The sequence below is a fragment of the Pantoea sp. GD03673 genome (assembly GCF_029844725.1).
In the GTDB taxonomy this organism is placed as follows: domain Bacteria; phylum Pseudomonadota; class Gammaproteobacteria; order Enterobacterales; family Enterobacteriaceae; genus Pantoea.
On sequence record NZ_JAOCKJ010000011.1, the window covers coordinates 102,173 to 113,625 of the forward strand.

Annotated in this window: 10 protein-coding genes; 4 read left to right on the plus strand and 6 right to left on the minus strand. The window is 52.2% G+C overall.

Annotated elements, in window-relative coordinates:
* Positions 1 to 4: 4 nt before the first annotated feature.
* Positions 5 to 1,414: a nitrogen regulation protein NR(I) gene (gene glnG / locus N5J69_RS19400; RefSeq protein WP_279772258.1), complete on the plus strand. Its 1,410-nt coding sequence runs from the start codon at positions 5 to 7 to the stop codon at positions 1,412 to 1,414.
* 41 nt (positions 1,415 to 1,455) lie between these two features.
* Here glnG and hemN read toward each other — a convergent pair whose 3' ends face one another.
* Both hemN and yihI read right to left on the minus strand, forming a co-directional pair.
* Positions 1,456 to 2,829 (minus strand): oxygen-independent coproporphyrinogen III oxidase, encoded by a 1,374-nt coding sequence (gene hemN, locus N5J69_RS19405; RefSeq protein ID WP_279772260.1) that lies wholly within the window; start codon positions 2,827 to 2,829, stop codon positions 1,456 to 1,458.
* A 233-nt stretch (positions 2,830 to 3,062) separates the two neighbouring features.
* On the minus strand, positions 3,063 to 3,587 hold the full coding sequence (gene yihI, locus N5J69_RS19410; RefSeq protein WP_279772261.1) for a Der GTPase-activating protein YihI: 525 nt from the start codon (positions 3,585 to 3,587) through the stop codon (positions 3,063 to 3,065).
* Positions 3,588 to 4,137: 550 nt separating this feature from the next.
* On the opposite strand from yihI, the gene yihA reads away from it, so the two are divergent.
* Entirely contained in the window at positions 4,138 to 4,773 is a 636-nt protein-coding gene (gene yihA, locus N5J69_RS19415) for a ribosome biogenesis GTP-binding protein YihA/YsxC (protein WP_279772262.1), read from the plus strand.
* 417 nt (positions 4,774 to 5,190) lie between these two features.
* Here yihA and polA read toward each other — a convergent pair whose 3' ends face one another.
* From polA to N5J69_RS19435, 4 genes are all read right to left on the minus strand, one after another.
* Positions 5,191 to 7,974, minus strand: coding sequence for a DNA polymerase I (gene polA / locus N5J69_RS19420; RefSeq protein ID WP_279772263.1), 2,784 nt, complete (start codon positions 7,972 to 7,974; stop codon positions 5,191 to 5,193).
* 376 nt (positions 7,975 to 8,350) lie between these two features.
* The gene (gene dsbA / locus N5J69_RS19425) at positions 8,351 to 8,980 is read right to left on the minus strand and encodes a thiol:disulfide interchange protein DsbA (protein WP_279772265.1); all 630 of its coding nucleotides are present in this window, start codon (positions 8,978 to 8,980) and stop codon (positions 8,351 to 8,353) included.
* 26 nt (positions 8,981 to 9,006) lie between these two features.
* On the minus strand, positions 9,007 to 9,993 hold the full coding sequence (locus N5J69_RS19430; protein ID WP_279772267.1) for a serine/threonine protein kinase: 987 nt from the start codon (positions 9,991 to 9,993) through the stop codon (positions 9,007 to 9,009).
* 45 nt (positions 9,994 to 10,038) lie between these two features.
* Positions 10,039 to 10,314 carry a YihD family protein gene (locus tag N5J69_RS19435; RefSeq protein WP_033759287.1) on the minus strand — a complete coding sequence of 92 codons (276 nt, stop codon included), beginning with the start codon at positions 10,312 to 10,314 and terminating at the stop codon, positions 10,039 to 10,041.
* 47 nt (positions 10,315 to 10,361) lie between these two features.
* Here N5J69_RS19435 and mobA point away from each other — a divergent pair, with 47 nt between their 5' ends.
* Together mobA and mobB are read left to right on the plus strand one after the other, a co-directional pair.
* Positions 10,362 to 10,928, plus strand: coding sequence for a molybdenum cofactor guanylyltransferase MobA (gene mobA, locus N5J69_RS19440; RefSeq protein ID WP_279772268.1), 567 nt, complete (start codon positions 10,362 to 10,364; stop codon positions 10,926 to 10,928).
* 1 nt (position 10,929) lies between these two features.
* A complete protein-coding gene (mobB, locus tag N5J69_RS19445; RefSeq protein ID WP_279772269.1) occupies positions 10,930 to 11,436 on the plus strand; it encodes a molybdopterin-guanine dinucleotide biosynthesis protein MobB in 507 nt (168 codons plus the stop codon).
* The last annotated feature ends 17 nt before the right edge of the window (positions 11,437 to 11,453 follow it).

The following is an 11,453-nucleotide window of genomic DNA, read 5'->3' on the forward strand; positions in this document are numbered from 1 at the left end:
TTCTATGCAACGAGGGATAGTCTGGATCGTCGATGACGATAGCTCCATCCGCTGGGTGCTTGAACGCGCGCTCACTGGAGCCGGTTTGAGCTGCGCGACTTTTGACAGCGCAAGCGAGGTGCTGGATGCCCTCTCAACCAAGACCCCGGACGTTTTACTGTCAGACATTCGCATGCCCGGTATGGATGGCCTGGCGCTGCTGAAGCAGATCAAACAGCGTCATCCGATGCTTCCGGTCATCATAATGACAGCGCATTCTGATCTGGATGCTGCCGTCAGCGCCTATCAGCAGGGTGCGTTTGATTACCTGCCTAAACCCTTCGATATCGACGAAGCGGTTGCGCTGGTTGAGCGGGCCATCAGTCATTATCAGGAACAGCAGCAGCCGCGTAATCAGCCGGTCAGCGGACCGACCACCGATATCATTGGTGAAGCGCCTGCGATGCAGGATGTGTTTCGTATCATCGGCCGGTTATCGCGCTCGTCAATCAGTGTGCTGATTAACGGCGAGTCAGGAACCGGTAAAGAGCTGGTCGCTCATGCGCTGCATCGCCACAGCCCGCGTACCAAAGCGCCTTTTATCGCGCTGAACATGGCGGCGATCCCGAAAGATTTGATTGAGTCAGAACTGTTTGGTCACGAGAAAGGTGCCTTCACCGGGGCAAACCAGATCCGTCAGGGCCGTTTTGAACAGGCAGATGGCGGCACGCTGTTTCTGGATGAGATCGGTGATATGCCACTGGATGTGCAGACCCGTCTGCTGCGCGTGCTGGCCGATGGTCAGTTCTATCGCGTCGGTGGCTATGCGCCGGTCAAAGTGGATGTGCGTATCATCGCGGCGACCCACCAGAATCTGGAACTGCGCGTACAGGAAGGTAAGTTCCGTGAGGACCTTTTCCACCGCCTGAATGTGATTCGCGTGCATCTGCCGCCGCTGCGTGAGCGTCGTGAAGATATCCCACGTCTGGCGCGTTACTTCCTGCAGGTAGCGGCCCGTGAGCTGGGTGTGGAAGCGAAGATCCTGCATCCGGAAACCGAGACAGCCTTAACCCGGCTTCACTGGTCCGGTAACGTGCGTCAGCTGGAGAACACCTGTCGCTGGCTGACCGTCATGGCTGCCGGTCAGGAAGTGCTGATTCAGGATCTGCCCGGAGAACTGTTTGAATCCAGTACCCCGGAAAGCCCGGTACAGTCGCTGCCAGACAGCTGGGCAACGCTGCTGGCACAGTGGGCTGACCGCGCACTGCGTTCCGGTCATCAGAATCTGCTGTCGGAAGCACAGCCTGAAATGGAGCGTACGCTGCTCACTACTGCGCTGCGTCATACGCAAGGCCACAAGCAGGAAGCGGCACGTCTGCTGGGCTGGGGACGCAACACGCTGACGCGCAAGCTGAAAGAGCTTGGCATGGAATAAGCGGTTCGGTACGGGCTGGTGTGTTCGGCCAGCCCGTTTCTTCAGATAACGCGGGAGAACTGCTGCTGACGCGCTTTCTGACGCAGATAGCGATCAAAGCACATGCAGATATTGCGGATCAGTAACCGGCCAATCCCCGTCACCACCAGCCCACCCGCCGTTTGTACCACCAGCCCGTCGGCGATTAACGGTTTCAGCAGCGACAGGTCCTCAGCAAAATAGTCGCTGAAGCAAATTCCCCATTGCGCTTCTGTCGCGGCAAAATCCAGCGAGAAGTTACAAATCAGCGTTTTAATCACGTCACGACGCAGGCAATCATCGTCGGTCAATGCAATACCACGCCACAGGCCATTCCCCTGCTGTTCCACACTCCTGTACCAGGTGTTGAGGTCTTTCTGGTTCTGCGCATAACTGTCGCCAGTCATGCTGATGGCTGAGACGCCAAGCCCCAACAAATCGCTGTCGCCCTGCGTCGTGTATCCCTGGAAATTGCGATGTAATTGCCCTTCCCGCTGCGCAATCGCCAGTTCATCCTGTGGCTTTGCAAAATGGTCCATCCCGATAAACTGATAGCCCTGCTGAGTCAGCGTCGCGATGGTCTGCTGTAAAATATCCAGCTTTTGCTGAGCAGATGGCAGTTCATCCTCTTTGATTTTCCGCTGTGCCGCAAACATCGCTGGCAGATGCGCATAGTTGAACACGCTAAGGCGATCAGGATTAAGTGCCAGTACCCGCTCCAGCGTCCAGGCAAAGCTGGCGGGCGTCTGCAGGGGCAAGCCATAGATCAGATCTATGCTGACAGAGCTGAAGCCCTGTTGACGGGCGCGCGCCATCAGGCTGAAAATTACCTCTTCGTCCTGTACCCGGTTAACCCGCTCCTGCACCGATTTGTTGAAGTCCTGTACCCCCATGCTCAGACGATTGAATCCCAGCGATCGCAGGTGATCAATCACATCCAGCTCAATTTCACGGGGATCAACCTCGATCGACATTTCAGCATCATCCGCCACGCTGAAGTGCTGCTTCAGTAATCCTGCCAGCCGGGAAATCTGCGCATTGTCGAGAAAGGTGGGTGTGCCGCCGCCCCAGTGGATCTGCGTGACCTGACGCTCACGAAACAGCGGCGCACGCTGAATAATCTCCTGCTCAAGCACATCCAGATAGCGGTCAGCTTTGTGGCGCTGACGCGTCACAATCTTATTGCAGCCGCAGAAATAGCAGAGGCGATGGCAGAAGGGAATATGGACGTAGAGCGACAGTGGACGCTCAGGATAGCGCGCCACGGCACGCTGGAAATCCGTTTCAGCAAAGTGCTCGCTGAACTCCAGCGCCGTGGGATAAGAGGTGTAACGCGGACCGGCATAATTGTACTTTTCAATTAGCGCCTGATCCCACTCAATCTGCTGCGATAGCATGCTCACTCCTTCCGGTGACGTCGTCTGAGAGAAGGTCGCGAAGAAGAGGAGATGAAAGGTGAGCGGGATGAAACCCGACGTAAACGTTGCTTCAGACGCGACAGGCGTCGTAGTTTAAACAATAACCACAGCAGATAACATGTCGCCAGCAGCGCGAAAATTGATCCAGGCCAAAACATTGTCGTTTACCTGATAAGCACGGCATGCGCGAACCGCATGCCGATCAAATTTGCTTAATTGCCCTTCAGCAGACGGTACATATCTTCTTCTGCCTGATCATCTTCGGCATCATCCATCACGATGCCTAACTGCTCCATCAGTTCGTCGATACGATCCAGCGAAGCATCCAGCCAGCCCTGATCTTCAGCTGATAACGTTTCGCCATTTTCCAGACGATCCAGCAGCGCATCCAGACGCTCGTCATTTTCCAGCTTCGCCAGCTCTTCTTCTGGCGTCAGCCGCACTTTCTTCTCTGCGGCGGGCTTTTGTACGCTTTTCTTTGGCTTAACGGCTGCGGTTTTCCCTTCAGCAATCAGGGCCACCGGTTTTTTACTCCCGATACGCGGATCTTTCACGCTGTTCTCCTGACGTCCGCCTTTGCTTTCAGGCGCAGCCGGATTAGCACGGCTGCCAGATGCGTGTCCGCGATGTTTTTTATCACGTTTGCGATCGCGTGCTTCATTGTTGATGTCGTCACGCGATTTGCGTTTGGCTTTGACGGCAGGTTTGCCGTGAGCAGCTCGTGCAGGTTGCTTCATAGTATTCGGTCCCGGCTTTTTTTATTCAGTATAGAATTGCGGCGAAATCTAGCAGAAACCAGACAAAGAAAAAAGGCGACAGCTCAAGCTGTCGCCTTATTTCATACCTTCATAAGAAGGAATCATGTTTTAAATCCTTTTCGGCTCGTAACATCCCGGTTAATCCCGCGCCTGCTCAACTCCTGAGCTTTTCCCTGTCCCTGTCTGGCCATATCCCTGACCATTTCCATTCCATCGCTCGTTGTCATCCTGACATCCCTGAGCGCATCATCCTGATGTGTGCTGCCTTTCACTGCACACTAATGTAGACCAACTGGTAAAAGCCTCAAGTCGATGGCGGAAATAGTTAGTCCAAAAAAATATCCTTTATACATAGCAATATGAATTTTAAGGATTTTTATTTTTAGTAATTAAAGTAAAAAACGAAATAACCTGCAGCCTGAATGGCAGATCTCTCACACACTGTGTTATCGAGATGCGATTGAGCACTTTCGCGCCATAACGCGTATAATCGCCGCCATTGCCTTAATGCGTTTTCTGGAGTGTTACCTTGTCTGAATTGAATTATCACGTTACCCACTTTGTCATGAGCGCGCCGGATATCCGTCATCTGCCTGCCGATACCGGAATTGAAGTGGCTTTTGCTGGCCGCTCAAACGCGGGAAAATCGAGTGCGCTGAATACGTTAACCAATCAGAAGGGTCTGGCGCGCACCAGTAAAACACCGGGACGTACGCAGCTGATTAACCTGTTTGAAGTTAAAGAAGGTAAACGTCTGGTCGATCTGCCCGGTTACGGTTATGCCGAAGTACCGGAAGAGATGAAGCTGAAGTGGCAGCGTGCGTTAGGCGAATACCTGCAAAAACGCCAGGCACTGAAAGGGCTGGTCGTGCTGATGGATATCCGTCACCCGCTGAAAGATCTCGATCGGCAGATGATTCAGTGGTCAGTTGAAAGCGGTATTCCGGTGCTGTTGCTTCTTACCAAGGCAGATAAACTTGCCTCAGGGGCGCGCAAAGCACAGCTCAATGCCGTACGTGAAGCCGCACTGGGTTTCGTCGGTGATGTTCAGGTCGAGCTCTTCTCATCGCTGAAAAAAATCGGTGTGGACAAGGTTCGTCAGAAGCTGGACAGCTGGTTCAATACGTTTGAACCGGCAGTTGACGATCAGGACGCAGAAGAGTGAGTGGCAGCCCTGTGCTCATGATGCTCAGGGTAAAAAAAGCCCAATAAAAAACGCCCCAGTCACAGAATGACTGGGGCGGCTAAATTCAGCCAAATCCGATTACGTGAAGTAAAAGGTCTGAAAGATAGAACATCTTACCTCTGTACCCTACGCGACGAACTTTACCTGATTTTGTGTGCGTGACAAAGGCTTTTTTGTTGCTTACTTACATCAGACAGGGCTTTTTTTTCCATGCACATCACAAAAATGGCGTTGTGATGTAGTTAAATGACGTAAAAAGTGTTTAGCCGATAAGTAGTTAGAAAAGCGCGTTATCTTAGCTCCCGCACAGGCCACACCTAACCGGCTAATTAAACGATTTACTTATAGCTGATTCAGGGCCGATTCCTTCCTGTGGAACCGACCTGAACCCGTGAGTCAGTGCGCTTCATCCCAGTTATCACCCACGCCCACTTCTACCAGTAAAGGCACGTCGAGCTGCACGCTACCTTCCATCAGGGCACGGATTTTCTGGCTTGCGGCTTCCACTGCCTCTGCTTTCACTTCGAACACCAGTTCATCGTGAACCTGCATGATCATTCTGACGGCATCATCATTTTGCTGTTCCAGCCACTCATCTACCGCAATCATCGCACGCTTGATAATGTCCGCTGCCGTTCCCTGCATCGGCGCGTTGATTGCGGCACGTTCTGCGGCTTTCCGGCGAATGGCGTTGCTCGATTTGATGTCCGGCAGCCATAGCCGACGGCCTTCAATCGTTTCGACATAGCCTTTGTCTGCTGCCAGCTGGCGGGTGTTCTCCATGTAGCGCAATACGCCCGGATAGCGTTCAAAGTAGAGATCCATATACTTTTTCGCTTCGCCTGCGCCAATATTCAGCTGGCGCGACAGACCAAATGCGCTCATGCCATAGATCAGACCAAAGTTAATCGCTTTGGCGCTACGGCGCTGGTCGGCGCTGACCTTATCCAGCGGCACACCAAATACTTCGGATGCCGTGGCACGGTGAATATCTTCTCCCTGGGCAAAAGCGTCCAGCAATCCTTTATCCTGAGAGAGATGTGCCATGATACGCAGTTCGATTTGTGAATAGTCTGCCGCCACAATGCGATAGCCTTTGGCCGCCACAAAGGCCTGACGGATCCGGCGTCCTTCGTCATTTCGTACCGGAATGTTTTGCAGATTCGGATCAGCCGAGGATAAGCGCCCGGTTGCGGTAACAGCCTGATGATAGGAGGTATGTACCCGCCCGCTTATCGGATTGATCATCAGCGGGAGTTTGTCCGTATAGGTCGACTTGAGTTTGGACAGGCCGCGATGCTCCAGAATCACTTTGGGCAGCGGATAATCAAGTGCCAGCTCCGCTAACACCTCTTCGCTGGTTGAGGGTGCCCCGCCCGGTGTTTTTTTGGTGGGTTTGATGCCCTGTTTTTCAAACAGAATGACCTGCAGCTGCTTGGTCGAGGAGAGGTTAAAAGGTTCCCCCGCCAGCTCATGTGCTTTTAACTCAAGCTCCGCCAGACGGGCCGTCAGCTCTTTCGAGTGTTGCGCCAGAATAGCCTGATCGATTAATACGCCATTACGCTCTATGCGGGAGATGACCGTCAGCAACGGCATCTCAATCTGCTCAAAGACATGTTTCGGGCCCGCTTCCTTCTCCAGCTCTGGCCACATCTTCAGATGCAGCTGCAAAGTCACATCCGCATCTTCGGCAGCATAGTGGGACGCCTGCTCCAGCGCGATTTGGTTGAACGTCAGCTGATTCTTGCCTTTACCGGCAATCTCCTGGAAGGTGACCGTTTTGTGGTTAAGCCAGCGAGCGGCAAGAGTATCCATATCATGTTTTCCCACCACGCTGTTGAGAATGTAGGACTCAAGCATGGTGTCGAATTTGATACCGGCCAGTTCAATGTCGTAATTCTTCAGCACACCGCGATCGTATTTCAGGTTCTGGCCCACTTTCCAGGCGCTTTCATCTTCCAGGAGGGGCTTGAGCTGTGCCAGAACGGCCGCGCGATCCAGTTGCTCTGGCGCATCAAGATAATCATGGGCAACCGGCAGATAGGCGGCTTCACCCGGTGCCACCGCGAAGCTGATGCCAACGATGTTAGCGCTCAGGGTATCCAGCGCGTCGGTCTCCAGATCAAAGGCAAAAACCTCACTGCTTTTCAGCTTCTCCAGCCAGCTATCAAAAAGCGCCTGGTCCAGAATAGTGACATAATTCCCGGTCGGTAACACGCTACTGGTTTCGACTACAGCAGGCTCATCAGACAGCGCTTTTTGCGCCTGCGTATTGCTCTTTTTGCCCTGCAGCCACTTCCCATCCTGCAGGTCACTCAGCCAGCGTTTGAATTCGTACCGGCTGAACAGAGTCTGCAATGCTTCGACGTCGGGTTCAGTGACCGTGAGTTCTTCACAGGGCAGTGCCAGCTCAACATCGGTTTTGATGGTTGCCAGCTGATAAGAGAGAAACGCCACGTCACGATTCTCTTCAAGCCTGGTCGCCATGGTTTTGGCACCACGAAACCCGAGATCGGCCACTTTATCCAGATTGTCATAGATCGTCTGCATGCTGCCCAGTCCCTGAAGCAGTGCCTGTGCCGTTTTCTCACCGACGCCGGGCACACCAGGAATGTTATCTGAGCTGTCACCCATCATGGCCAGAAAATCGATGATCAAGGCAGGTGGCACACCAAATTTCTGCTCAACCTCTTCCGGCCCAAGGATGGTGTTACTCATAGTGTTGATCAGCGTAATAGCCGGGGTGACCAGCTGCGCCATATCCTTGTCGCCGGTGCTGATCAGCACTGAGAGGCCTTTTTTCTCCGCTTCCAGCGCCAGCGTACCAATAACATCATCGGCCTCAACGCCACTCACAGCAAGTAACGGCAGACCCATGGCCCGCACCATCTCGTGCAGTGGCTCGATTTGCGCCCGCAGTTCGTCCGGCATCGGCGGACGATGAGATTTATAATGCTCAAACAGCTCATCCCTGAAGGTTTTGCCTTTGGCATCGAATACCACAGCAACGTGACTCGGATTATATTGCGCCAGCAGGCTTTTCAGCATGTTGAGTACGCCGTACATGGCACCAGTGGGTTCACCTGCACTATTGGTCAGCGGCGGAAACGCGTGATACGCGCGATAAAGATAGGATGAGCCATCGACCAGAATCAGGGGATTTTCTGCTATTTGCGCCATAAGTCTGTGTAGTCTTCGTTGCTATGAGTTGGTCTATAAGGATGCCACAACCTGGCAGGAATGGTGAACTAAGGCGTAGAATGTGTGGCGTTTTTAACGATTCTGGAGGAAAGATCGCAACGATCATTCTGTGGATAACTTTGTGCGTAAAAATTATAACGCCCTGATTTTCAGGATCTTAAATCATTTAAACCTTAATAAATCATATATATTTCATTAAGTTACTTAATTTCCGTGACCCGATCGCCATTTTTAATTACGTGATCCCTTGTGTGGATATTAAATTTATGCCCAGGAGATGGACAAAAATAGCCACGCTTTTTAAAGCATAAAAAAACGCCAGCTAAGCTGGCGTTCACATGGGCTGTGAAGCGGGTTACTTCTGGCTTACCAGGAATTTTACGACGTTTGCATAGTCCGCGACGAAATTATCCATAGAGCTGGTATCCAGACCGCCATTGTTGACCATATATTTGCCATTCACGAACATGGCTGGCACGCCGCGCAGATCAACATCGGCAGCGGCTTTCTGCTGCTGAGCAACCAGCGCTTTTACAGCGAAGCTGTTCCACGCAGCATCATAATCCGCAGCAGAAATACCGGCAGCGTTGATAAAGGTCTCTTTCAGACTGGCAGGATCGGTGATGGTCTGCGTTTTCTGAATGCCATCAAAGATCGGTGCGGTTACCTTATCTTCAACGCCTAAAGCCATCGCTACAGCCCAGGCCTGAGTGACAACCGGCCCCAGATCACCCCCCAGAAAATCGACATGGTATTTCACCAGCTTTGTATCAGCAGGCAGATTCTTTTTCACCGCGTCATTAACATGATAAATACGTTCAAACTGATAGCAGTGCGGGCAGAAGAAGGAGAAGAACTCCATCACCTGAGGTTCACTGGCCACAGGTTTTGGCAGACTCACATATTGCTTACCTTCAGTGAACTGGGCAGCAGACGCGCTGAATGCCAGCACTAAACCCATCAGTGCAAACCAAATTTTTTTCATCGTGAAAAATTCTCCTGACTACGTCATTAATATTGCGGTGTCAGCTGCAGAGGAGGTTCCTGCAACAGCTTCTCCTGCTCGGTAAAGAGTGAAATTTGCCTGCGCCAGAAATCTTCATCTGTCATCCAGGGAAAAGCACGCGGAAAAGCGGGATCCTGCCAGCGGCGGACAATCCAGGCCAGATAATAAACCATGCGCATAGCGCGTAAAGGCTCAATCAGTGACAATTCATTAATATCAAAATCGCTGAATTCACTGTAAGCCTCCAGCAGGATATCCCACTGAATACGCTGTTCCTGTCGATCGCCGCTGATTAGCATCCACAAATCCTGCACTGCCGGGCCATTACGGGCATCATCCAGATCCACAAATAACGGTCCATCGCGCCACAGGATATTACCCGGATGGCAGTCGCCATGTAATCGTAGCGGCTGCCACGTGGAGTGCCACTGTTGCTGCAGCGTATTACCCAGCTTATCAATCGCCTGTAGCAGTGCAGCTTTAAGCGACGCAGGCACCAGCAGGGAATGCTCCAGCACCTGACGGGGTTCATGCAGGTATTCATCCAGACCGATGGCAGGACGATGGCTGAACAGCGCTTTACGCCCGGTCTGATGAATACGGCCAAGGAAGCGGCCTACCCACTCCATCTGATCTTCGTTATCTGTCTCATATTGCCGTCCACCCAGGCTGGGGAATACGGCAAAAAAGAAGCCAGCGTGACTGTGCAGTGTCTCGCCCTTTAAGCGCAGTGGTGCCGCAATGGGCACCTCATCCGCCAGCAGATCGCATGCATACTGGTGCTCTTCAGTAATCTGTTCGGCACGCCAGCGCTGAGGTCGATAAAACTTCGCGACATAGCGGCGTTTTTCATCATCGCTGAATTGATAAACCCTGTTTTCATAACTGTTCAGGGCTGTCAGACCTGATTCGACGCGAACTCCTGTATCCCAGAGCGCATCAAGCAATACGTCGGGATTCAATGTCTGGAAGTTAAAAGCAGCGTCGCTCATCATGTTACCTGTAGTTGCCCTTGCATAGAGATGCCAAGGATAACACTACTCGTCCTGTTTAATGACCCCTCGTGCGCGGAGCAGTGCTGTTTTGAAATCAACTTCATAGTCTTTTTTCAGTCCCGGGATCTCATCATCGCTGGCTGAGTCACGCATTTTGAGATGGTAAATTAATACATCATCGGTTAATTCACTTAACGGGCCACGGAAACCAGATTCCTGCGCCAGTTTCTGCAAAAATGTGACCAGATTCAGGTCAGGCTCTTTTTGCCAGGCAGGTTGCAGCAATTCGATCAGCTCGTTTAAACGATGGCATTTCATTCAGGTTTCTCCGTTATTCACAGTGCGTCATCAGCGAGGGCACAGTCATGCCAATATTGACCGGCATCATTCTGGCCGGTGGTCAGGGCCGCCGTATGGGTGGTCAGGATAAAGGATTAGTGCAACTGGATGGCAGGCCGCTTTATCAGCATGTCCTTGAACGGCTCAGGCCACAAGTCGACATTGTCATGATTAATGCCAATCGTAATATTGATCGCTATCAGTTAAGCGGGTGTCGGATTGTTCAGGATGTTTTTGATGACTATCCTGGGCCGCTGGCCGGTATCTACAGTGCGCTACGCGCCATTGACGGTGAGTGGGCCGTTTTTTGCGCCTGTGATACCCCAGAAGTTCCGCTTAACTTTGTTGAGAAACTACGCGGCCAGCGCGGAGAAGCGCCCGCGGTATGGGTACGCTCGCAGACGCGCGATCACCCCACGCTCGCGTTGATTCACCGTGACCTGGCTGCGCCGCTGCATGACTATCTTCAGGCCGGTGAACGGCGTCTGATGCACTTCCTGCACGACCATGGCGGTCATGCGGTTCAGCTGGATGATGATGAGTCTGCTTTCCGCAATATCAATACGCCAGATGACCTGAACAAGAGAGATTAAAATGTCATTGCCATTACTCGCGATAGCTGGCTGGAGCGGCACCGGAAAAACCACGCTGTTAAAACAGGTGATACCGATTCTTCTGAGCAAAGGAATACGTGCCGGGCTGATTAAACATACGCATCATCAGATGGATGTGGATATACCCGGCAAGGATAGCTACCTGCTCAGAAAAGCGGGTGCCAGTCAGGTGATAGTGGCCAGTTCAGAACGCTGGGCATTGATGTGTGAAACACCGGATCAGCCGTCGATTGATCTGCCTTATCTGCTTAGCCGCATGGATCACTCTGTGCTTGAGATAGTATTAGTTGAAGGTTTTAAAAATGAACCTGTGCCAAAGATTGTTTTATGGCGTGACGGGATTAAAGGTGGGATAGAAGAACTGCTCGATGCGCAGACAATAGCGGTCGCCAGCGACCAGAAATTAGCACTGAACGTACCGGTTCTGGACATAAATTGCCCAGGCAGCGTTGCTGATTTCATTGCAGAGTGGCTGGAAAGACGCTAAGAAGGTAACAGGATGCA